18 protein-coding genes and 1 pseudogene are annotated in these 23487 nt (G+C 70.4%); 12 read left to right on the top strand and 7 right to left on the bottom strand.

Annotated elements, in window-relative coordinates; translation table 11 throughout:
- Positions 1-186: 186 nt before the first annotated feature.
- Entirely contained in the window at positions 187-399 is a 213-nt protein-coding gene (locus GA0115254_RS43870; protein WP_141720847.1) for a hypothetical protein, read from the top strand.
- Between the two features lie 29 nt (positions 400-428).
- Here GA0115254_RS43870 and thrS read toward each other — a convergent pair whose 3' ends face one another.
- From thrS to GA0115254_RS17350, 3 genes are all read right to left on the bottom strand, one after another.
- Positions 429-1724 (bottom strand): threonine--tRNA ligase, encoded by a 1296-nt coding sequence (gene thrS, locus GA0115254_RS17360; protein WP_370740888.1) that lies wholly within the window; start codon positions 1722-1724, stop codon positions 429-431.
- Between the two features lie 186 nt (positions 1725-1910).
- On the bottom strand, positions 1911-2417 hold the full coding sequence (locus GA0115254_RS17355) for a MarR family winged helix-turn-helix transcriptional regulator (protein ID WP_093896204.1): 507 nt from the start codon (positions 2415-2417) through the stop codon (positions 1911-1913).
- The gene (locus GA0115254_RS17350) at positions 2414-4135 is read right to left on the bottom strand and encodes an FUSC family protein (RefSeq protein WP_093896203.1); all 1722 of its coding nucleotides are present in this window, start codon (positions 4133-4135) and stop codon (positions 2414-2416) included. The genes GA0115254_RS17355 and GA0115254_RS17350 overlap by 4 nt, the downstream gene beginning before the upstream one ends.
- A 147-nt stretch (positions 4136-4282) precedes the next feature.
- Here GA0115254_RS17350 and GA0115254_RS17345 point away from each other — a divergent pair, with 147 nt between their 5' ends.
- The gene (locus tag GA0115254_RS17345) at positions 4283-5050 is read left to right on the top strand and encodes a VOC family protein (RefSeq protein WP_093896202.1); all 768 of its coding nucleotides are present in this window, start codon (positions 4283-4285) and stop codon (positions 5048-5050) included.
- A 247-nt stretch (positions 5051-5297) separates the two neighbouring features.
- A complete protein-coding gene (gene pcaB / locus GA0115254_RS17340) occupies positions 5298-6668 on the top strand; it encodes a 3-carboxy-cis,cis-muconate cycloisomerase (RefSeq protein ID WP_093896201.1) in 1371 nt (456 codons plus the stop codon).
- Positions 6669-6717: 49 nt separating this feature from the next.
- Here pcaB and GA0115254_RS17335 read toward each other — a convergent pair whose 3' ends face one another.
- On the bottom strand, positions 6718-7326 hold the full coding sequence (locus GA0115254_RS17335) for a GNAT family N-acetyltransferase (protein ID WP_093896200.1): 609 nt from the start codon (positions 7324-7326) through the stop codon (positions 6718-6720).
- Between the two features lie 370 nt (positions 7327-7696).
- Positions 7697-7771 (bottom strand): annotated as a pseudogene (locus tag GA0115254_RS47620) (hypothetical protein); the annotation flags it as partial.
- Positions 7772-7871: 100 nt separating this feature from the next.
- On the opposite strand from GA0115254_RS47620, the gene GA0115254_RS17325 reads away from it, so the two are divergent.
- The 4 genes from GA0115254_RS17325 to GA0115254_RS17310 all read left to right on the top strand — a co-directional run bounded on the left by GA0115254_RS17325 (position 7872) and on the right by GA0115254_RS17310 (position 11168).
- Positions 7872-8330 carry a hypothetical protein gene (locus GA0115254_RS17325; RefSeq protein WP_176740162.1) on the top strand — a complete coding sequence of 153 codons (459 nt, stop codon included), beginning with the start codon at positions 7872-7874 and terminating at the stop codon, positions 8328-8330.
- 88 nt (positions 8331-8418) lie between these two features.
- Positions 8419-9069, top strand: a complete 651-nt coding sequence (locus GA0115254_RS17320; protein ID WP_093896197.1) for a DUF3105 domain-containing protein — start codon at positions 8419-8421, stop codon at positions 9067-9069.
- Positions 9066-9710, top strand: coding sequence for a DUF305 domain-containing protein (locus GA0115254_RS17315; protein WP_093896196.1), 645 nt, complete (start codon positions 9066-9068; stop codon positions 9708-9710). The genes GA0115254_RS17320 and GA0115254_RS17315 overlap by 4 nt, the downstream gene beginning before the upstream one ends.
- A gap of 216 nt (positions 9711-9926) precedes the next feature.
- Positions 9927-11168, top strand: a complete 1242-nt coding sequence (locus GA0115254_RS17310; protein WP_093896195.1) for an ROK family protein — start codon at positions 9927-9929, stop codon at positions 11166-11168.
- 179 nt (positions 11169-11347) lie between these two features.
- On the opposite strand, the gene xylA is transcribed toward GA0115254_RS17310, so the two are convergent.
- Positions 11348-12517: a xylose isomerase gene (gene xylA / locus GA0115254_RS17305; RefSeq protein WP_093896299.1), complete on the bottom strand. Its 1170-nt coding sequence runs from the start codon at positions 12515-12517 to the stop codon at positions 11348-11350.
- Positions 12518-12816: 299 nt separating this feature from the next.
- Between xylA and xylB the strand changes: the two genes are divergently transcribed.
- From xylB to GA0115254_RS17285, 4 genes are all read left to right on the top strand, one after another.
- Complete coding sequence (gene xylB / locus GA0115254_RS17300; RefSeq protein WP_093896194.1) at positions 12817-14298, top strand: xylulokinase; 1482 nt, start codon at positions 12817-12819, stop codon at positions 14296-14298.
- A gap of 177 nt (positions 14299-14475) precedes the next feature.
- Complete coding sequence (locus GA0115254_RS17295) at positions 14476-15753, top strand: VWA domain-containing protein (RefSeq protein ID WP_176740161.1); 1278 nt, start codon at positions 14476-14478, stop codon at positions 15751-15753.
- Entirely contained in the window at positions 15753-16598 is an 846-nt protein-coding gene (locus tag GA0115254_RS17290) for a hypothetical protein (protein WP_093896192.1), read from the top strand. The genes GA0115254_RS17295 and GA0115254_RS17290 overlap by 1 nt, the downstream gene beginning before the upstream one ends.
- Before the next feature lie 261 nt (positions 16599-16859).
- On the top strand, positions 16860-18227 hold the full coding sequence (locus GA0115254_RS17285; RefSeq protein WP_093896191.1) for a cytochrome P450: 1368 nt from the start codon (positions 16860-16862) through the stop codon (positions 18225-18227).
- Positions 18228-18431: 204 nt separating this feature from the next.
- Here GA0115254_RS17285 and GA0115254_RS17280 read toward each other — a convergent pair whose 3' ends face one another.
- Positions 18432-20489, bottom strand: coding sequence for a phosphocholine-specific phospholipase C (locus GA0115254_RS17280; RefSeq protein ID WP_093896190.1), 2058 nt, complete (start codon positions 20487-20489; stop codon positions 18432-18434).
- 304 nt (positions 20490-20793) lie between these two features.
- Here GA0115254_RS17280 and GA0115254_RS17275 point away from each other — a divergent pair, with 304 nt between their 5' ends.
- Positions 20794-23466: a glycoside hydrolase family 31 protein gene (locus GA0115254_RS17275; RefSeq protein WP_256102628.1), complete on the top strand. Its 2673-nt coding sequence runs from the start codon at positions 20794-20796 to the stop codon at positions 23464-23466.
- Positions 23467-23487: the final 21 nt, after the last annotated feature.

Below are 23487 nucleotides of genomic sequence, written 5' to 3'. Positions count from 1 at the left end.
CGAATTCATATCAACTCGACTTCGCTGCGCGTGAGCTTAGTCAGATCGGAACAGTGCTTCGGCACATTCGCCCAACCCCCTGCGCGAGCGCTCCTGCGGTAATACACTCACGAGTTTTTGCACGCACCGCCTCCGTGCGTGCACAAGGAGTGACGAGAGAGGGGAATTCACGAGGCGGAGCACCGGGTGAACTCCATGCACCCCGGCTCCATCGAGACGGAGCTGAGCAGGTCGCTCTCGACCGATCCCTCCCCCGAGGCCGCCGACTGTGCCCGGCGGATGGAGCTGCCCGAGGTCATTCACCCCGAACACCCTCACCTCGCGGTCCGCACTGTTCACGGAGCTCGACGAGATCCGCTCCTGCGGATACGCGGCAGGCGCCCGGAGCAGGCCGCCTGAGGGCCTGCTCCGGGACCCGGCACCTCTCGCTAGTCCCAGAGGCCGGTGCTGTGCGCGTCCACCAGGGCGACGATGCGGGCGAGGACCTCGTCGGCGGACTGTGGATCGTGCCGGCGTCCGTCGCGCAGGCGCAGGGCGACACGGTCGGCGGCGGCTTCCCTGGCACCGATGACGGCTTGGTAGGGGACCAGTCGGGCTTCCCTGATGCGGGCCGCCAGGGTGCCGCGTTCCGGTCCGACGGTCTCGGCCCGCAGCCCGAGACCGGTGCACCGCCGGGCGAGCGCCTCGGCATTCGGCAGTTCTGCCTCGGAGACCGGGAGGATCGCCAGCTGGGTGGGGGCGAGCCAGGCGGGGAAGGCCCCGCCGTGTTCCTCGATGAGGTGGGCGACAGCTCGCTCCACGCTCCCGATGATGCTGCGGTGGATCATCACCGGCCGGTGCTTCGCGCCGTCCGGGCCGATGTAGTGCAGGTCGAACCGGGCCGGCTGGTGGAAGTCGACCTGGACGGTGGACAGGGTGGACTCCCTGCCCGCACTGTCGGTGACCTGGACATCGATCTTCGGCCCGTAGAACGCGGCCTCTCCCTCGGCCGCCTCGTAGGGCAGGCCGGAGCGGTCGAGAACCTCGGTCAGCAGGTCGGTGGACCGCTGCCACATCTCGGGGGCGGCGACGTACTTCCCGCCGGGTCCCGGAAGGGAGAGCCGGTAGCGGGCCGGGCTGATGCCCAGCGCCCGGTATGCCCGTCGGATCAGCTCCAGCGCGGCCTGCGCTTCCTCGGCCACCTGGTCCAGGGTGCAGAAGATGTGCGCGTCGTTCAGCTGGATGGCCCGCACGCGGGTCAGTCCGCCGAGTACTCCGGAGAGTTCGGAGCGGTACATGCCGCCCAGCTCGGCCATGCGCAGCGGCAGTTCGCGGTAGCTGTGCGAGCGGGAGCGGTAGATGACCGCGTGGTGCGGACACAGGCTGGGCCGCAGCACGACCTGCTCCCCACCCAGGTCCATCGGCGGGAACATGTCGTCGCTGTAGTGCGACCAGTGCCCGGAGATCTCGTACAGCTCCCGCTTGCCGAGCACCGGCGAGCACACGTGCCGGTAGCCCGCCTGCCGTTCGGCGGTGCGGATGTACTCCTCCAGGGTGTGGCGCACGACTGCGCCGCCGGGCAGCCAGTACGGCAGTCCCGCACCGATCAGCGGGTCGGTGTCGAACAGGTCCAGTTCACGGCCGAGCTTGCGGTGGTCGTTCACGACGGTCTCCTCGCGGTCGTCGGGCGAGTGACCGCAGGACGAAGCCCCGGGGCACTCGCCCCGGGGCTTCGGACTGAACAGCTGTCAGCGCGCCGGGACACTCTCCGGCGTCGTCGTCATGGCAGCGCGCTTCATGCGGCGGACGTTAGCAGCGACGTACCGATGTCCGCGCGGGATTTGTTTCCGGCGCCGCCGTCCCCTGCGGCACTGCCCGGCAGTGCGGCACTCCCGACCGCGGGCCGGCCCGGCGGAGTCCCGGCCCCCGGTTCAGCGCCGGGCGCCGCCGATGCGTCCCTCCAGCTGCACCAGCAACTCGCTGAGCTGGATGCTGAGCCGGGTACGGGACTGCTCGTCGAGACCGGACAGCACCATGCGTTCGTACGCCAGCTGCCGCGGCAGCAACCGGTCGACCAGGTCGCGGCCCTCCTCGGTGAGGCGGACATGGGCGACGCGGCGGTCGCGGGCGTCGCTGCGGCGGTCGACGAGCCCACGCTCCTGAAGCACCCGCAGACGCTTCGTGACGGCGGCGCCGGAGGAGAACGTCTCCCTGGCCAGCTCGCCGGGGGTGAGTTCGCGATCGGTACGGCGTACGGCACCGAGCAGGTCGAACTCGGCGCGGGTCAGGCCGGCGGCGCGCAGCGGGGCGTCCTCCGCCTGTTGGAGCAGGGCCGCGCAGCGGTTGATACGGCCGATGAGTTCCATCGGTCCGGTGTCCAGCTCCGGGTTGACGGCCTGCCACTGCCGCACCACCGAGGCGACGATGTCGTCGGTCACACCGCTCCGTTCTCCTGGGCGGGGGCGATCAGCCCCTGCCGTGTTGCTGTCGCCGCGAGCGTACGGTGTCCGGCCTGCTCGGCCGCGAGGACCTGCTCCTGGGGCAGGGCGCGCTGCCACCATTCGCCCGCTGCGGTGTCGTCGGCCTCGCGCAGCTCGACGAGCGATCCGGTCAGCCTGCGACGAGCGGCGTCGAGAGCAGCGGGCGTGGGCTGCGGGGCGGCAAGCGCGTGTACGGCGTGGGCGCGGGCCCGGTCGGTGGCGGCCAGGGCCTTTTCGAGGCGTCCGGCGGCCCGGCGGTTGGTCACCAGCATGGCGGCGAGGATGCCCACCCCGGCGCCGATGACAGTGTCCAGGACCCGGTCGCCGATGAGCTCACCGGCCGGGTGGGTGCCGCCGAACTCCAGGACCAGCAGGGCCATGGGCGTGACGGCGATGGAGCCGAGCCAGTAGTTGCGGGTGATCAGGGCCTCGGCCGCGAAGCCGAAGAACAGGCAGAAGCCGATGAGGGCCAGCGGTCCGGTGCGGCTGACCGGGAGAACGGCGGCGAAGACGAGGACGCCGAGCAGATTGCCGAGGGTCCGCTGAAGGGCCCGGTTCCAGGACAATGTCACATTGGCCTGGTACAGGGAGGCTGCCGTGACGATCGCCCAGTAGGGCCGGCCGACACCGACCGCCTGGGAGACATATCCGGCCAGGGCGCAGCCGATGAGCGCACGGGCGCCGATGGGGAGCAGCGGGGAGCCCGGGGCGAGGCGGCGCAGCACTGCGCGCCGGGCTTCGCGGCGGCTCCGTGTGCGCCCGGCGGCCCGTTCGGCGTCGATGCCGAACAGCTCATCGGACGTGCCGGGGGCGGGCGGCGGAGTGGGGACGGGCCCGCGGGCACGGGTCTGCCGGGCCCAGGCGCGGAGCCGCTCGGGGTCGGAGGCAGGAGCGGGAGCAGCGGCGGGAGCGATCGGGAAAGTTCCGTGGGCGCCCCCGGCGAGGGCGGCCTCGGCGTGGACGACGAGGCGTTCGAGGGCCCGGCGTACGGGGGTGGGGCGTCCGGCGGCGAGCAGCGCCTGCCAGGCCGCGTGCACGGCCGCGACTGCGGCACGCCTGGTGCGGTGGCCGGGGGCCGTGACGTATGCCGCGGCCGCGTCGAGGGCGCGGGCGGTCGCCCGGCGCTCCGGGCCCTCCCTGCGGATCATCGCGGGGCCGACCGTGACCAGCCAGGAGATCCCGCCCGCGGCCAGGGTCAGGGCGAGGTGGCCTGGTACCTGGCCGAGGTGCTGCGGGGCGAAGAGTGCGGCCGAGGTGACGAACGTGAAGATCACCGGCCCGGGCGGGCCGATGCGGGTGGCGTCGCAGAGCATCTTCTGTCCGGCGGCGAGCAGCGCGCCCACCGCGATCAGCACGGCGGTCGATCCTGTGAGCGAGGCCGCGACGAGGGATATCGCCATGCCGACGACCATGGAGACGACGACCCCCGCGACGGCTCGGGCGCGGCGGGCGTACGGCAGGTTGTGGCCGTACAGCGCACAGAGCGAGCCGGCCATCGTGTACATCACGAGGTCGAGCCGGTCGATGGCGAACAGCAGCAGATCCGGTACGGCGGTGGCGACGACCACACTCAGCGCCGGCTTGAACCACATGTCCGAGGGCCGGGCGAGGCGCAGGGGGGCAGCCAGCGGGAGTCTGCGGACCGAGGGTCGGGATCGGATGGTTGTATCGCTCACCCAAATACTTTATCAGGTATTACACCCGTAAAACAATTTCTTCCACGACGAGGCCGCGGCGCCGATGGCCACCCCTCCACGAACCCATACCGTTCAACTGCACGAGGACAGACAGGCACATGTCGATGCATCCACGAAGGAATCCGAATGAACCTCACCAAACCGGTGCCCAGCGGTCCCTGCTGGATCGAGCTGAGCACCCCCGACATCCCGGCTGCCAAGTCGTTCTACGCGGCGCTCTTCGGCTGGCGCTCCGAGACCGATCCGCGTGAGGAGGCGGGCGGCTACACCATGGCGCACCTCGGAGATGCGCGAGTGGCCGCACTGAGTCCGCTCTACCAGCCGGGACAGCCGCCCGCCTGGACGATCTCGTTCGCCACCGAGGACACGGACGCCACGGTCGAGAAGGTGAAGTCGGCGGGCGGCTCGCTCCTGGTCGGCCCGATGGACGTGTTCGACCAGGGCCGGTTCGCGGTGGTCGCGGATCCGTCCGGTGCGGTGTTCTCGCTGTGGCAGGGCCGCGCCTTCGCCGGCGCCGAGCAGCTGAACGACCCGGGCTCGCTCGGCTGGGTCGAACTCGTCACCCGGGAGGCCGACCAGTCCCTCGCTTTCTACCCCGCGGTCTTCGGATGGACGGTGAACGCCGCTGCGGAGGGCTACACGCAGTGGGGCGTGGCCGGCGAGGACTTCGGCGGCATGCTGATCATGGACGACAGGTTCCCGCCGGAGGCGCCACCCAACTGGCTGCCGTACTTCGCCGTGACGGACGTCGACGCGGCGGCGGCCACCGCGCAGGGGGCGGGCGGCGAACTGCTGATGCCCCCGACAAGCGTTCCGGACGGACCTCGGATCGCGGTGGTCCGGGATCCGCAGGGAGCGGTGTTCGGTATCCACCGGGCCGGCGACGAAGGCTAGGAGGGCGCTGAACGCCGGGCAGGGCCGGATGCCGACGGACGCCGACGGGCAATCGGGTGGTACGGGGCCCCGCCGACGGGCGGTGTCCCGTACCACTCCGTCGCCGTTCCGGCAGGTGACACGCTTTTGGAGTCGCTGGACGCCGAGCACCGGGCCACACTGATCGCGACACCCACGGACCCGCGTACCCACCGGTTCGGCATCCGCCTGCGGGGGGACGGCGAACGGTCTTCCTGGAGTTCAGCTGATGTACGAGAGCGATGTCGGGCTGCTCGCCCCCGGGCGGGCCGGCTCACCCGCCGAGACGGCCACCGGCGACAGCGCCTTTCTGCAGGCGATGCTCGACGCCGAGGCCGCGCTCACCCGCGCCCAGTCCGTCTGCGGGCTCGCCCCCGCTGAGGCCGGGCGGGCGGTGACCGCTGCGGCCGACGCGAGCCGATTCGATGTGCGGGATGTGGCGCTGCGCGCACGTGCGAGCGGCAATCCGGTCACCCCGATGGTCTTCGACCTGGTCGACGCCGTCGAGCAGGACGTCCGGCCGTACGTGCACCGGGGCGCCTCCAGCCAGGACATCCTCGACACGGCCGCCATGCTGGTCGCCGCCCGGGCCCTGGCACCGGCGCTCGACGATCTGGCACGGTCCGCCGAGGCGGTGGCACGGCTCGCACTCGCACATCGCAACACCCCGATGGCCGGCCGTACGCTCACCCAGCACGCCGTGCCGACCACCTTCGGGCTGAAGGCGGCCGGGTGGCGTGCACTGATCCTCGACGCGCGGGACCGGCTCGCAGCCGTACGGGAATCGCTTCCCGCGCAGCTCGGTGGCGCGGCAGGAACGTTGGCCGCCTTCAATGCCTTCCCGCCCATCGACGAAGCCGAAGCCGAAGCCGCCGACGAGGGCAGGGGGCTGACCGTACTGCAGGCATTCGCGAACGAACTCGGTCTGGCCGAACCGCTCCTGCCGTGGCTCAGCCTGCGTACCCCGATCGCCGATCTGGCGGGCGCGCTCGCCTTCACGGCAGGTGCGCTCGGCAAGTTGGCGGCCGATGTGCTCACTCTGTCCCGTACCGAGATCGGCGAGGTCACCGAGGGGAAGGGCGGTGGTTCCTCCACCATGCCGCACAAGGCCAACCCGGTGCGCGCCACGCTGATCGCCGCGGCCGCCCGTCGCGCCCCCGGCCTGGCGGCGACGCTGTACGGCTCGCTCGCAGCCGAGGACGAGCGGCCGGCCGGGTCGTGGCACGCCGAATGGGAGCCGCTGCGCGAACTGCTGCGGCTCGTCGGCGGGGCCGCGCGCGACGCTGCCGAGCTCACGGACGGAATGCGCGTCGTCCCGTACGCCATGCGGGAGAATCTCCAGCTCACCGACGGGCTGATCGTCTCGGAGCGGCTGGCCGCCGTGTTCGCCGAGCGCATCGGCCGCACGCGCGCCAAGGAGGTTCTGGTGAGCGCCGCCGCCCGGGCCCGTGCGGAGACGACGGATCTGGCCGATGTCCTCGGCGATGTGCTGGACGAGGAGCCCGAACTTGCCGGTCTCGATCTTTCCGACCTGACCGAACCCGCCCGGTACACCGGCTGCGCAGGCGCCCTCACCGACCGTGCGCTGGATCGCGGATGACCGCACTCGCCGTCCGCCTCCCGGTGACGCCGTTCATTCGCCACACCGGTCAACGAGAGACGTCGTCCCCGCGGATCCGGGCGTGGACGTGCATGTCGTGCCAGCCGTCGGCATGCAGATGGCCCCGGCGCCTCGTGCCCTCCAGGGAGAAGCCCGCTCTGGCCGCCACCCGGCAGGACGCCGCGTTCAGCACGGAGTGGGCGAGTTCGAGGCGCTCGAACCCGATCTCGTCGAAGGCCCAGCGCGCCAGCGCCGAGACGGCTCGGGGCGCGACGCCGCGACCGCGGGCGGCCGGCAGCGTCCAGTAGGCGCATTCGGCGTGACCGATGGCCGGTGTCAGGGAGCGGAGCGCGACCCGGCCGAGCACTTCCTCGGCTCCTCCGGCCGCGCTTGCGGGGCGGACGACGGCCCAGTGGGCTCCGGTCTCGCAGCACCAGGCGCTCTGCCACTGGTCGATCCACTCGCGCGCCTCGTCCTCGGAGTCGGCGCGGCGCAGATGCCAGCGCTGGATGACCGGGTCGGCGAAGGCGGCGAGGACGGCCGGTGCGTCCGCGTACCGCCACGGCCGCAGGAGCAGGTCGTCGGCGACGGGCAGAGCGGGTTGTACGGAGTCCGCGAGGCGCCCCGGAGGGATATGGGGCGGCACCAAGTACGGCATGGGCGCATCATCGCACGGGGCGGAACAAGTTCCGGCCTCGATCAGCTCGGCCTTCTGGTTCACGACCAGGACCTGCTGATCGAGGAGCGAGCCCGCGCCGGGAACGCCCCTTGTTGGGGCTGGACCGCCTGCTGGGACGGGACCTCGGGCTGCTGGTGAGCGACCTGCTGGGACACAACCCCGCCTGCTGGTACGCGGCCTGCTGCGCGGGGGCGACCTGCTGATGCTGCGGGGCGGCCTGCCGATGCGGCACCTGAGCCTGCGGCTGAGCGGGCGCCCGGGCCCGCGCAGGCGCCGTCTGCACCTGGGCCGCGGCCCGGGACCGCTTCCCACCGGCCGGGTTGGTGTGCTCGGTCCACCGGGAACCGTCCCAGTGGCGCAGCAGCTGGGACGCGCCGCGCGGTTCCGGACACCAGCCCGCAGATACGTTCGAGATCGTTGTCACCGGGACACACCATCCCGCCCCTCCGACAACGGGGCCTCATCCCATACATCCACAGCACGCACCCTCGTTGAAACTTCACACACCACGTACGATGGCGGGGATGAACAGGCTGAGCGAACGGACGCACCGACGACGGCAGAGCGCCCACGCGTCGGCCGTTCTCGGCTGGCTGTTCGTACTGCTCGCCATGGTGTCGTGCTGTTCGGTCGCGGCCGCGGACTCGTCCGCGCACCGGATGGCGGCCCCGGGCTCGGCCTCGCACCAGTCCGGTACCCGTACCGCAGCCGCCGCCCGGGCCATGACGCCCGCGCATCCCGTGGTTGTACGGACCGTGGTGGCCGATGCCCCTGAGGACCGGGGCATGGGCAGTTCCTGCCACGGAACCTCGGAGCATGCGACGCCCGTCGTACTGCCCGGCCAGAGCTCACCCGTGGCCCTTCCCGGCGTGACCGCCACAGCCCCCGTCGCCCCGCTCACCGGCGCCGCCGCGATCCGCGGCCCGTCCAACGACGCCGTACGGGAAGTCGACCATCTGCGTCTGCAGGTTCAACGGATCTAGAGGCAGGGCCCGTTCCTCGGGACACCGAGGACGTTCTCCCGCATGCCCTCAGCTCCATCAGTCTTGCTGAACCGAAGGACGATTTTCCATGGCTTCCGCCAAGAAGCAGAACACCCCTGCCGCCGCACGCCGCGCCAAGCTGGAGGAGGCCCGCCGCAAGGAGCGGGCCCGCGAGCGGCGCAGCCGCATCATCACCCTCACCGCTTCCGTCGCCGTGATCGCCGCACTCGTCGCGGGCGGCGGCTACCTGATGTCCGCCGCCGACGACAAGGAAAAGGCCGAGGTCGAGGCCAAGTCCTCGCCCGTACAGGGCGAGCGGACCTGGGACAAGCTCTCCCAGAACCATGTCGAGAAGAAGGTCGACTACCCGATGAACCCGCCGGTCGGCGGCGATCACAACCCGGTGTGGATGAACTGCGACGCCGATGTCTACACCGAGGCGATACCGAAGGAGAACGCCGTCCACTCCCTTGAGCACGGCGCGGTCTGGGTCACGTACACGAGCAAGGCGAAGCCGGCCGACATCAAGAAACTGGGCGAGCGGGTCGAGGCGACGCCCTACTCCCTGATGAGCCCGGTCGAGGACCAGGCCGCCCCGCTCGTGCTCAGCGCCTGGGGCAAGCAGGTGACGGTGACGAGTGCCACCGACGCACGCGTGGCACAGTTCTTCACCAAGTACGTACAGGGTCCGCAGACCCCGGAGCCGGGCGCGGCCTGCACCGGCGGGGTTGCCCAGTGACGTCCGCGGTCCGCTCCTCGCGCCCGATGATGACGGCGGGCGGTGTGGTGCTGCTGCTGGCCCTGGGCCTGGTCGCGCTGATGCTCGTACGGCCGTCGTCCTCCGCGGGCTCCGCCGCGCCGGCGGCCGCACCTTCGGACACCTCCGCCGATGTCGGGTTCGCGCGCGACATGTCGATCCACCATCAGCAGGCGGTCGAGATGTCGTTCATCGTGCGGGACCGTACGTCCGACGTGGCGGTACGCCGGCTCGCGTACGACATCATCAACACCCAGGCCAATCAGCGCGGCATGATGCTCGGCTGGCTGGAGATGTGGGGCCGGGCGAAGTCGTCGAGCGCACCTCCCATGGAATGGATGGGGCACACCGTCACGCCCAGGGGCGACGGTTCGCTGATGCCGGGCATGGCGACCGACACCGAACTCGACGCACTGCGGGCGGCGAAGGGCAAGGACGCCGAGGTGCTGTTCCTGAAGCTGATGACCGCGCACCACCGTGCCGGCGCCGAGATGGCACAGGCGGCGGCCGCCGCGGCCGGAACCGATGAGATCAGGAATCTGGCGGCGGGCATGGTCCGGGGCCAGCAGTCCGAGATCGCACTCATGGCGGACATGCTCAAGGAGCGCGGTTCGACGGCCTGAGCGCCGCACGTTCCGACGGCCCGTGCGGTCGCACGCACGGGTTCGCCTTCACCCGCGGCCCGTTCGCGGCGAACACCGGCGGCCCGTTCGCGGCGCATTCCTTCTCCTGCGAACGGGCCGCCCTCGGCGACGGGACGGCGACCGGCCTCAGGACGTGCCGACCGCAAAGGCTCGCCGGACTGATCGCACAAGGGATCGCATAGGCTCGGATCCACCATGAAGAGCAACCTCACACCGCTGGGGCCCAAGGCCGACAAGGACACTGTGCGCCGGAGCAACCTCAGTCTGGTGCTGCGGGCCGTCCGCGACGAGGGCGAGGCGACCAGGGCCGGGGTCGCCTCGCGGGTGGGGCTGACCCGGGCCGCGGTGTCCTCGCTCGTCGAGCAACTCATCGACATCGGGTTCCTCACCGAGTCCGGCAAGACCTTCAGCGGGCAGGCGGGTCGCCCCGGGACCGCGCTCAAGGTGGCGCGCACGGGGCCTGCCGGGCTCGGTGTGGAGGTCAACATCGACTATGTGTCGGTATGTGTCGTCGATCTGGCGGGCACCGGCCGGGTACGGCTCACCGAGCACCTCGACAACCGCGGCGCACCGCCCGCGGAGGTGCTGGCGCGGGCGGCCGGGATCGCGGCGCGCACCCTGGAGTCGGCGCGCGAACAGGAACTGTTCCCGGTCGGGGTGGCGCTCGCCCTGCCCGGTCTGGTCTCCGGCGGTGCGGTGCGCCAGGCGCCCAACCTGGGCTGGAATCAGGTCCCGGCCGAGGAACTCTTCGCCGCTTCGCTCGCCGCCGGGCAACCCGGTCGCGGGGCACTGCCGGTGAGTTCGGAGAACGAGGCCAATCTGGCGGCGCTCGCCGAGCTCTGGTTCGGCGGGCTCGACACGGTCCGCAGTTTCCTCTATCTGACGGGCGAGATCGGCGTCGGCGGTGCCCTGGTCATCGACGGTGAACTCCTGCGCGGGGCGCACGGGTTCGCGGGGGAGATCGGGCATGTGGTGGTGGACGCGGAGGGACCGCAGTGCCGGTGCGGCTCGCGCGGCTGTCTGGAGCAGTACGCGGGACAGGCGGCGCTGTTGCGGGCCGCCGGGGTCCAGGAGTCCGGCAGCGGCTCCGGGGTGGCCGAGTTGGAACGGCGCGCCCGGGCCGGGGACGAGCGGGCGGTGGCCGCTGTCGCGGAGGCCGGCCGGATGCTGGGGCGGGTGCTGTCCGGGGCGGTGAATCTGCTCGACCCGGACGCGGTGGTGCTCGGCGGGATATACCGGAACCTGATGCCGTGGCTGTCACCGCCCGCGGACGAGGAGCTGACCGGCCGGGTGGTGTCCGGGCTCTGGGCCCCCGGGAGCGGCCGTCTGCGCGCCTCGTCCGTGGCGGGTGACGCGGCGCGGGGCGCTGCGGCGCTGGTGATGACGGGGGTACTGGCCGACCCGGTGGCGTACGCGGACGGCCGGGAAACCGGCTGATCCGCCCCTGTGCGGGAGCGGGCCGGTAACCGGCTGGTCCGCCCGCACGGGCACGGACCGGACAAGCGGTTACTGCCCCGCACGGGCGCGGACCGGACAACCGGCCGATCCGCCCGCACCGGGTACAGGGCCGGACAGCCGGCCGACTCCACACGAACGCGAAAGGGTGTGGGCCGGGATCAGCGGACCCCGAGCAGGTGGTCCATCGCGAGCTGGTCCAGGGCCTCGAACGCCATGCCTCGTTCCGCCGCCGCGTCCACGTCGAACTCCTCGAACGCCGACCGGTCGGCCAGCAGCCCGGCCACGCCGTCCTCGGCGGTGGGGCGGGCCAGCTCGTCGAGCCGGGACGCGCGCAGCGCCTCCTGCACGGCGGGGTCGGAGCGGAAGGCGGCGGCGCGCTCCTTGAGGATCAGGTAGTTGCGCATGCAGCCCGCGGCCGAGGCCCAGACACCGTCGTAGTCCTCGGTCCGCGGGGGCTTGAAGTCGAAGTGCCGCGGGCCCTGGTAGCCGGCCGTCTCCAGCAGGTCGACGAGCCAGAACGCCTGGCGCAGGTCACCCGCGCCGAAGCGCAGGTCCTGGTCGTACTTGATGCCGGACTGACCGTTCAGGTCGATGTGGAAGAGCTTGCCCGCCCAGAGTGCCTGCGCGATGCCGTGGGGGAAGTTCAGCCCGGCCATCTGCTCGTGCCCGGTCTCCGGGTTGACGCCGACCAGCTCCGGGCGCTCCAGACGCTCGATGAAGGCGAGGGCGTGACCGATGGTCGGCAGCAGGATGTCGCCGCGCGGCTCGTTCGGCTTGGGCTCGATGGCGAACTTCAGGTCGTACCCCTGCTCGGTGACGTAGTCGCCGAGCAGGTCGAAGGCTTCCTTCATACGGTCGAGGGCGACCCGGATGTCCTTGGCGGCACCGGACTCGGAGCCCTCGCGGCCACCCCAGGCCACATAGGTGGTGGCACCGAGCTCGACGGCGAGGTCGATGTTGCGCAGCGTCTTGCGCAGGGCGTAGCGGCGTACGTCCCGGTCGTTGGCGGTGAACGCGCCGTCCTTGAACACCGGATGGGTGAAGAGGTTCGTCGTCGCCATGGGGACGACGAGTCCGGCCGCGTCCAGCGCCTGCCGGAACCGCTTGACGATCCCTTCGCGCTCGGTGTCCGTCGAGCCGAACGGGATCAGGTCGTCGTCGTGGAATGTCACACCGTATGCACCGAGCTCCGCGAGCCGCTGCACGGAGTCGACCGGGTCGATCGCCGTGCGGGTCGCATCGCCGAAGGGGTCGCGCCCCTGCCAGCCCACCGTCCACAGTCCGAAGGTGAACCTGTCGTCGGGGGTGGGCGTGAAGCGTTCCGTCATCGTCTGGCCGCCTTCAGTGCTGTCGGGTTCCATGACCGGCCGAGGTGGCCGAACCCTATTTGTTTACTGTCATGACTAATCATGCACCGGGCACGTCCGGCACGTAACCCCTCGCAGTCGGAATTCCGGAGAGATCACTGTTCCCGGCGCACTCGATCGCGTAATTTGTTTTCCGTACGATCAAATTTCAGTGGCGGCATCCCGGCTACCACACCCCGAGGTGATGCACGCCCCGCAGCCATCTCACTGCGTCCGTCTCCCCGCGGTCATCTCCCCACAGCACAGGAATGAGGTCACCCATGCCGCCGCGTACCGTCGTCATCGGTGTGGACAGCTCCACCCAATCCACCAAAGCCGCCCTCGTCGACGCCGGAACCGGCCGACTGCTCGCCGTCGGCCGGGCGCCGCATGTCGTCACCGGCGAGGCGGGTGCCCGCGAGAGCGACCCGGAGGCGTGGTGGCAGGCGCTGTGCGACGCCGTCACCACCGGACTGAAGGAATCCGGCGTCGCCGCCTCCGCCGTGACCGGTATCGCGGTCGCCGGTCAGCAGCACGGGCTGGTCGTCCTCGACCGGGCGGGGCGTCCACTGCGCCCTGCGATGCTGTGGAACGACACCCGCTCCGCCCCGCAGGCCGCCGCCCTCACCGCGGCACTGGGCGGGGCCGAGACCTGGACCGCACGGACCGGATCCGTGCCGGTGGCCTCCCTCACCGCGACGAAGTGGCAGTGGCTGCGGGAGAACGAGCCGGAGAACGCCGCCGCGGCCGCGGCCGTACGCCTCCCCCACGACTTCCTGACCGAACACCTCGCAGGCACCGCTGTCACCGACCCCGGCGACGCCTCGGGCACCGGCTGGTACTCCACCGCGACCGGCGCCTACGACCCCGAACTACTCGAACTCCTCGGCCTGGACGTCACGTTGCTGCCCGAGGTGGCCGAGACCGGTGCGACCCGCATCGGTTCGCTGACCGCCGAAGCAGCCGACGCGCTCGGCCTGCCGGCGGGAATCGCCGTGGCCGCGGGCACCGGGGACAACATGAGCGCCGCCGTCGGCCTCGGACTGGGCGGCGCCGGACTGCTGGACCACCCCGTCCTCAGCCTCGGCACCTCGGGAACGGTCTTCGCCGCCTCCCGGACACGGCCCGCCTCGACGGCACTCTCCGGCTTCGCCGCGGCGGACGGCACTTACCTCCCGCTGGCCTGCACCCTCAACTGCACGCTCGCCGTGGACAAGGTCGCCGCGCTGCTCGGCCTGGAGCGCGACGACGCGGCCCCCGGCGGCGAGGCGGTGCTCCTCCCCTACCTCGACGGCGAACGCACCCCCGATCTGCCCACCGCCTCCGGCCTGCTCACCGGGCTGCGGCACGACACCACTCCGCAGCAACTCCTGGGCGCCGCCTACGAGGGCGCCGTCTTCACCGTGCTGCGTGCTCTCGACGAACTCCTGCGGGCCTGCGGCCTCGACCCGGCCGACCCCGAGGTGGCCGCCCGACCGCTGCGCCTGATCGGCGGCGGCGCCCAGGGGCACACCTGGGTGGAGACGGTACGGCGGCTCTCCGGCCGGCCGGTGATCGTGCCCGGGAGCGGCGAACTGGTGGCTCTGGGTGCGGCCGCGCTGGCCGCCGCCGCTGCAACCGGCGAGGACCCGGTCGCGATCGCCGCCGGTTGGCACATCGGTGAGGACACCCAACTGCCCGCCGTACAGAGGGACTCGGCAACCTGGGAGCGGGTCGGCTCGGCGCTGGAGCGGGCCGCGGGCCCCCTGTTGGGCAGGGCCTGACCCCCGTACACCCCACACACCCCCGCCGCTGCACAGCCCGGCATGCCGGACCGGCCCCACACATCCCGCAAGGGGCACTGACTGGCTGTCACTTCCCTTCGACCGGTCCGGGCGACGGCCCCCGGCCGTCTCCGGACCGGTTTGGGGAAGCGAAGCGATCTTCACTAGTATCCGGCGATGATCATAAGAAAAAGGCTGACGGTCGGGGTGGGCATCCTGCTCGCCACCCTGACCGCCGGGCTCGGTTCGGCGCTCCCCGCCGCAGCTGATGAAACCCCCACCAAAGCCTCCCCCAAGGTCGAGCTGGTGCTCGACGTCAGTGGCTCCATGCGGACCCGTGACATCGACGGCCAGTCCCGGATGGCCGCGGCGAAGCAGGCGTTCAACGAGGTCCTGGACGCGGTGCCCGAGCAGGTGGAGCTCGGCATCCGGACGCTCGGCGCCGACTACCCGGGCAATGACCGGAAGGTCGGCTGCAAGGACACCAAGCAGCTCTACCCGGTCGGCCCACTGGACCGCACCGAGGCGAAGACCGCCGTCGCGACCCTGGCCCCCACCGGCTGGACCCCGATCGGCCCGGCCCTGCTGGGCGCCGCCGACGACCTCGAAGGCGGCGACTCCACCCGCCGGATCGTGCTGATCAGCGACGGCGAGGACACCTGTGGCCCGCTCGACCCGTGCGAGGTGGCCCGTGACATTGCAGCCCGTGGCATCCACCTCGTCATCGACACACTGGGCCTGGTGCCGAACGCGAAGATCCGCGAGCAGCTGACCTGTATCGCCGAGGCCACCGGAGGCACCTACACCGCCGTCCAGCACGCCGATGAACTCTCCGGCCGTGTCAAGCAGTTGGTCGACCGGGCCGCCGAGCCGGTCGTCACACCGGTGGCGACGAAGGGCGCGGACCGCTGCTCCACGGCACCGGAGCTCAAGGCGGGTCTGTACACCGACCGGGAGAAGTTCGGTGAGCACCGCTGGTACCGGGTGGATGTACTGCCCGGTCAGGAGCTGCGCGCCTCGGTGAGCGTCTTCGCGGACCGTGCCGTGAACAATGACTACGGGGTGCTGCTGCGCGCGGTGACCGTGCACGGCCGGGAAATCGTCCGGGGTTCGGAGTCGGGCACCGGCCGCACCGATGCGATCTCCTCCGGCCTGCGCTACCCGAAGCCCGAGCAGGACGACACGGACAGCGGCGACAAGCCCGCCGCCGAGACCGTGTGCCTCCAGGTCAGCAACTCCTACTCGGCCCCCGCCTCGGTGAAGACCGCGCCGGGCATGCCCCTCGAACTGACCGTGGACCTGGTGGACGCCCCGGACGACGCGGCCGATGTCGCCGCGTTCGGTCTCGGCCGCGGCTGGTGGCTGCTGGGCGTACTGGTTCTCACCGGACTGGTCGCGGGTCTGCTGACCGGCTGGATCTCGCGCTGGCGCATCGCCGTCTGGAGGACCAACTGATGCGTACGACACGTGTACTCGCGGGTGCGCTGCTGACCGGCCTCGCCCTGCTGACCTCGGCGGGCGCCGCCGCGGCCGACGACCCGTCGGCGAGCCCGAGCCCGAGCGCCTCGGACGGCGGGTCCGGCCCCACCGAGGCCGGCACCACCTTCCGTACGGCCACTGCGGTCCAGCAGAACCAGCGCGCCACCGCCGGGGCGTCCACGGGTGACTACCTGTACTGGATGTTCCCCGCCGACGCGGGCCAGCGGGCCACCGTCAAGGCGAAGATCACCCTGCCGGAGAGCGCCACCCGGCACGGCGCGTCGACCTGGCAGGTCGATGTGTACGACGGACTGCGGCGCCGCCAGGCCTGCATGTACGGCCGCCAGACCGGGAAAGCGGCGGCCGACGCGTCGACCGTCGAGCTGACCTGCGTGCTGCGGGCCGTCCGCGCCTGGTCCGAGCCGTGGGCCAACGACCCCCTGCCGGGCAACTACTACGTACGTCTCACGGTCGTCGACCTGCCCTCGGCGGACCTCGGTCTTCCGGTGCAGACCGAGGTCGAGGTCACGGCGGTGGACAAGGGCGGCGCCGGGGATGTGGACGGCACGCTCGCCGAGCCACTGGTCCCCGGTGTGTCCTTCGTCGAGCAGACCTCGAACGACTCGGCCGCCAGTGGCGACGGCTCGCCGACCACAGTGTCGCGCGGCAGTGAGCCCGAGGACGGCTGGGCCTCCGGCTGGTGGACCGACCGCTGGCTGTGGACGGTCGGCGGCGGAGTACTGGGGGCGCTCGCGGCCGTCTTCGGCTATTCCCTCACCCGCGGCAACGGCCGCCCGTCCCGGGTCCCGCCGGGCGTCTGACCCGCACATCGCGCAACGGGCTCCGGACCACGAGCCCACCGGACCGCACCGCCGGACGGACTCGGGCCCCGGGCCCGTCCGGCGACCGCGGACACATCCCGCCGACCGCCCAGCCGCCCGTACGTTCTCGGCACGGCGGCCGCTACCCTCGACAACTCGCGTACCGCACAAGGCCGATGACACCCTCCACGCCGTGCGGTACTGCTGAAGTCAGGTCGCTGCGCATCCAGTCGGATGCGCCACAAGGGAGCGGAGACTTTCATGTCCACGGAGACCGGCCCAGCCGTCGATGCCGAGCCGCGAGGCCACACGATCGTGCCGGGCCCGAAGGGGCTGCCGTTTCTCGGGAACCTGCCCCAGTTCGGAAAGAATCCCCTCGCCTTCTTCGAGCGACTGCGCGGTCACGGCGACATGGTCGGCTGGCGATTCGGCCCCAACCCGTGTGTGTACATAGCCGATCCGGAATGCATAGGCGAGCTGCTCACCGAGACGGAACGCACCTTCGACCAGCCCGCACTCGGTATCGCGTTCCGGACCGTGATGGGAAACGGCGTCGTGGTCGCCCGGGGTACGGACTGGCGGCGGAAGCGGTCACTGGTGCAGCCTTCCGTACGCCCCAAGCAGGTGCGGTCGTACGCGGCGACGATGGCGAGCAGCACGGTGGAGCTGGCGGACACCTGGTCCGGCGGTGAGCGCATCGACATCAAGCGCGAGATGGCGGCACTGACGCAGAAGATCGCGGTCCGTACCATCTTCGGCGTCGACACCCCGGCCGACGCCGATGCGATGGGCCGGGCGATGGATGTGGCGCAGCAGGAGATCGGCAAGGAGTTCGCCGGTATCGGCGCGCTGTTGCCGGACTGGGTGCCGACACCGGGCCGGGCCAGGATCAGGAAGGCAGCCGCGGTCATCGACGCCGAGGTGGGTCGGGTCGTCGCCCGTCACCGCGACGGAGGGGACGATCGCCCCGATCTGCTGAGCCGGCTGCTGACCGCGGTCGACGAGACGGGTACGCACCTCACGGACCAGGAGATACGCGACGAGACGGTCACCCTGTACATCGGTGGGCACGAAACGACCAGCTCCACTCTGGTGTGGGCCTGGTATCTGCTGTCCCGCAATCCGCGGACGCGCGCCGCGCTCACCGAGGAACTGGACCGGGTACTCGGCGACCGTGAGCCGGAGTTCGACGACTATGCCCGGCTGACGTACGCCCAGTCGGTGGTCAAGGAGACCCTTCGCCTCTACCCGACGATCTGGCTCGTCACCGGCGTCGCCAAGGAGGGTGCGCGGATCGGCGGTGTGCCGATGCCGGAGGGCACCAGGGTGTGGACCAGCCAGTGGGCGACGCACCGCGACGAGCGGTGGTATCCCGAGCCGGAGGAATTCCGTCCCGAGCGCTGGGATCCACAGGAGGGCGACGACATCGCGGAGTACGCCTGGTTCCCGTTCGGCGGCGGCCCCCGGGTCTGCCTGGGCACACGGTTCGCGATGGTCGAGGCGGTGCTGATCCTTGCCGTGCTGGCACGCCGTTTCGAACTGGAGGTGGACCCGGGCACCGTCAACCCCGTACCGACGCTGACGCTGCAGCCGGACCGCGAAGTGATGGCGACGGTCCGAGCGCGGTAGCGGCGCACGGGGCAGTGTGGTCGCGGCAATCTCCCGCGCCCTCAACCCGTGGGCTGCTGCGCCCCCCGCCGTACGCCACCGCCGTCACGTCGCCACACATATCGAACCCTGTATTCCACGGGCGGCAGTGGGCCGACGGGTGGTCAGACCGCCCGGACCGGTAAGGGGGGGCAGGGGTCTGAACACCTTCCCCCGCCCCCACGGTCAGCCCGCCATCAGGGCCGGGTCGCTCGTGCCCGCCTCGCCCGTCTCGACGTGTCCGGCGAAGCGGCGCAGGAACGTGGTGTCCGCGTCGGAGACCACCGAGATGTCGTACCAGCGGCTGCTCCCCCGCAGGTCCACCGAGTGGTTCACGGTCGTGCCCGCGCGCACCGTGAACGTCTGGGCAGTACCGCCGTATGCGTCGGTCAACGTCAAATGAACGTCACCGGAGCCTGCATGAGTCATCGTCAGGTCGAGATGCCCATCGGTGGCGTTGTGACGGGCGGTCACTTCGGGCCCTGCCGCCTTGCCGGGCCCCTTGAAGGTGCGCAGGAAGCCGTTCGGACCGTACACGCTGAGGTTGGTCACCCCGTTCGAGTAGACCGTGTTCCAGGTGTCGAAGAGGGACTTTCCGGCCTCGGTGGTGTACGTCCACGGTCCGTCGGTACGGTTCGCGGACGTGACCAGGAACTGCGCTCCGGCCGCGGCGCCGCCGCTGAAGGTGAGGCCGTACTTTCCGGTCGCCGGATTCGCCGCGCCGTCCACGAACGGCGCGTACGGCAGCGGCCGGGTGGGCCGGGAGCCCGGTTCCTGTCTGGGAACGCTGCCGACGGCGGGCGGCACGGGCACATAGTCGGGATGCCGGTTGCGGTCCGGCGGCAGGTACCCGGCAGTGGAGGGCAGGGCGGCGGGGGCGGTGTCCGTTCGCCGGAAGTCGAACGCGGAGGTGAGGTCGCCGCAGATGGCGCGCCGCCAGGGCGAGATATTGGGTTCCTTCACCCCGAAGCGACGTTCCATGAACCGGATGATCGAGGTGTGGTCGAAGACCTCGGAGCAGGAGAACCCTCCGGTGCTCCACGGCGAGACGACGAGCATCGGCACGCGCTGCCCCAGACCGTACGGGCCCGCGGCGTAACCTCCGTTGCCCGCGAAGTAGTCGGCGGAGGTCGCCACGGTGGACAGCCCCTGCGCGGCCCCGGACGGCGGGTACGGCGGCACGATGTGGTCGAAGAAGCCGTCGTTCTCGTCGTACGTGATGAACAGGGCGGTCCTGCCCCACACCTCCGGGTTGGACGTCAGCGCATCCAGCACCTGCGCGATGTACCAGGCACCGTAATTCGCAGGCCAGTTGGGGTGCTCGGTGAAGGCTTCCGGGGCGGCGATCCAGGAGACCTTCGGCAGGACACCGGCCTTCACATCGGCCTTGAGTCTGTCGAAGAGCCCGTCGCCGTTCTTGGCATCGGTGCCGGTGCGAGCCTTGTCGTAGAGCGGATCGCCGGGCTTGGCCTTGCGGTAATTGTTGAAGTAGAGCAGCGAGTTGTCGCCGTAGTTCCCGCGGTAGGCGTCGCTGATCCACCCCCAGGACCCTGCGGCGTCGAGCCCGTCGCCGATGTCCTGATAGATCTTCCAGGACACCCCGGCCTTCTCCAGCCGTTCGGGGTACGTCGTCCATCCGTACCCCGCCTCGTCGTTCCCGAGCACGGGGCCGCCGCCGGTGCCGTCGTTTCCGGTGTATCCCGTCCACATGTAGTAGCGGTTCGGGTCCGTCGAGCCGATGAAGGAGCAGTGGTACGCGTCGCAGACGGTGAACGCGTCGGCAAGGGCGTAGTGGAACGGTATGTCCTCGCGGGTGAGGTAGGCCATCGTCGTCGCCGACTTGGCGGGCACCCACTGATCGTACGCGCCCTTGTTGAACGCCCGGTGGCCGCCCGCCCAGTCGTGGTTGAGGTCCTGGATGAACTGGAGTCCGAGGTTGTCGGCCGTCGGCCGGAACGGCAGCACTTCCTTGGTGCCGGAGGCCTGGTGCCACACCGGTTTGCCGCTGGGCAATGTCACCGGACGTGGGTCACCGAAGCCGCGCACACCCTTGAGTGTCCCGAAGTAGTGGTCGAACGAGCGGTTCTCCTGCATCAGCACGACGATGTGCTCGACGTCCTCAAGGGTGCCGGTGGCACCCTTCGCCGGGAGGGAGGCAGCGCGGGCGATGCTGTTCGACAGCATGGTGAAGGCGGCTGCGCCTCCGGCGAGTTGCATGAAACGGCGTCGGTCGAGTTCAGCCATGGGTGAAGACCTCTGTGGGGTGAGGAGGTGTGGGGGCAAGAGCGAATGGAGTGTTCCAGAGTCCCTCGGGGCTGCGAAAGACCGACGCGGTGTGGACACGGTGGCGATCCGCCGAACGGCAGTCGGCGGGCTGGTGCGTGACCGGCGCGGCAGTCGGCCGACTGGTGCCGATGCGAAGCACCGGCCCGGAACGTTGACATGCACCGGCCGTACGGTGAATTCTGATGCGCGAATCTCCAATGTTCCAAGCATGTCTGCGCAGACATCACCTACTTCGCTGTTCGGTACGAACGGAGAACATTCCTTGCGGATCCTTCAGAACCGTCCCGGTCAGGCGACGGTCGGCTCTCTGTCGGTGATCGTCCTCGCGCTCACCGCCCTGACCGTCCCGGCCACGCAGGCACAGGCCGCGGCAACGCCGTCGGGCACCCTCGACAGCACCACGAAGAATGTGACATGGCAGAGCCCGGTCTACGCCAAGGGCACCGTCGACTCACCTTCCAAGTGCGGTACGGCCGCCGACGACCCGGACAACGCCGTCTGCGCCCGCTTCGATCTGACCGTGAACCCACCCGCGGGTCAGTGGGACGACAATCCCGAGGGCGGCGTCCCCGTCTCCATCCAGTGGGAGACGCCCACCGACGACTTCGACATGTACATCTATGACTCGGCCAATAAGCAGGTGGCGTCGAGTGCGGGCACGGCCGACCCCGAGTCCGCAGTCATCCCGAAGGCCTCCGGCACGTACCACGTGGTCGTGGTCCCCTACGACGTGCACAACAATTCCTTCAGCGGAAAGGCGTACCTCCCCGAGGCCATCGACGCCGGAGACCTCACCGGTTTCAGCGGCTCGCACGGTACGTACGAGATCCAGGCCGGTGCGCTCAAGGCCCGCGCCGAGTTCTTCACCGACGACACACTGCGGCTGCAGGCATCCCCGGACGGCGTCCTCGCCGACCCGAAGGACAGCCACATGATCCGACAGCAGCCCACGGCCCAACGGCACACCAAATCCTTCGACGCGGGGACCTATTACGGCATCCGCTCCAAGGACGTGGTGATGCGCGTCTACAAGAAGCCGCTGCGTTTCGGCCTCTACAAGGCCGACAACCGCACGGTCATCTGGCAGGAGGCCGACCCGCTCCGCTGGACCGGCGGCGGCATGCGACAGAGCCTGAAGCGCGGCGCCGATGAACAGTTCTTCGGCGGTGGTGAGCAGAACGGCAGCTTCTCGCACCGCGATCAGGTCAGACACGTCGGCAACAACACCAACTGGAACGAGGGCGGTTACAACAACTCCCAGCCGTTCTACATCTCCACCGCCGGCTACGGCGTCTTCCGTAACACGATGACCCCCGGCATCTACGACTTCGACTCACCGGTACGGACCGGCCAGCAGGAACGGCGGCTGGACGCCTACTATTTCACCGGTGACACCAAGTCGGTCATCGGCAAGTACACCTCCCTGGTGGGCAAACCGTTCATGCCGCCGGTGTACGGGCTCGAGCCCGGCTCCGCCGACTGCTACCTCCACAACGCCAACCGGGGCGAGCGCCACACCCTGGACGCGCTGAAGGTCTCCGACAGCTACGTACAGAACGGCATGCCGCTCGGCTGGATGCTCGTCAACGACGGCTACGGCTGCGGTTACGAGAACCTCTCCCAGGCGGGTGTGGGCCTCAACAAGAACCATGCCCAGCTCGGCCTCTGGACGCAGAACGGCCTGCCCGACCAGGCCGAGGAGGCCAAGGCCGGCGTCCGCGTCCGCAAGCTGGATGTCGCCTGGGTCGGCGGCGGCTACGGTTTCGCCCTGGACGCCTGCGACCAGGCCAAGGCCGGCATCGAGGACAACAGCGACGCCCGCGGCTTCGTCTGGCTGCCCGTCTCCTGGGCCGGCGCACAGCGCTGCGGTGTGCTGTGGAGCGGTGACCAGAGTCTGTCCTGGGACTACATCCGCTGGCAGATCCCGACATACGCCGGTGCGACCATGTCCAGCATCGCGTACAACACGGGTGACGTCGGCAGCATCTACCGGCACGACCCCGAGATGTACACCCGTGACCTCCAGTGGAAGGCATTCCTCCCGGCCATCATGACCATGGACGGCTGGGCGAGCGACATCACCACCAAGAAGCCGCACGACCAGCAGCCGTGGCTGGACGGCGAGCCGTACACCTCCATCAACCGCAAGTACCTGCAGCTGAAGGAGCGGTTGCTGCCGTACATGTACACCCTGTCGAAGGACGCCACGAAGACCGGCGTCGGTCCGGTCCGGCCACTCGCGCTGGAGTACCCCGACGACCCCGCGGCACTGGGACCGAACGCGAAGTACGAGTTCCTGGCCGGACCGGACTTCCTGGTCGCACCGGTGTACAGCGACACGGACGTCCGTGACGGCATCTACCTGCCGAAGGGCACCTGGACCGACTACTGGACGGGCAGAACCTACCAGGGACCGACCACGGTCAACGGTTACCAGGCACCGCTCGACACCCTGCCGCTGTTCGTCAAGGGCGGATCGATCGTGCCGATGTGGCCCAAGGGCACCGTGTCCTGGGAATCGCGGGACAAGAGCCGACTCGGCTACGACATCTATCCGCAGGGCACCACGGACTACACGCTCTACGAGGACGACGGCGTGACGAGGAAGTTCACGGAAGGCGCCTCGGCCACCCAGCACGTACGGGTCCAGGCACCCACGCACGGCAAGGCCGGCCGCACCACCATCAAGATCGGTGCGAGCGTGGGCAGTTACGAGGGCAAGCCGTCAGCCCGCTCGTACCATGTCACCGTGCACGGCAATGACGCCCCGTCGCAGGTGGTCATGGACCACAGCCGCCTGCACCGGCTGAACTCGGCGACGGAGTTCGCCGCAGCCGAGTCCGGCTGGTTCACCGACCCCGCGACCGGGATCACGGAGATCAAGACGCCGTCCGTCTCCACGGGTCGCGGCTTCACGGTGGAGCTGCAGAAGTAACGAGTACTGCCACCTGGCAGG

Origin of the sequence: Streptomyces sp. Ncost-T10-10d, assembly GCF_900091955.1 — a bacterium.
Classification (GTDB): domain Bacteria; phylum Actinomycetota; class Actinomycetes; order Streptomycetales; family Streptomycetaceae; genus Streptomyces.
This window is presented reverse-complemented; position numbering and strand designations above follow the sequence as displayed.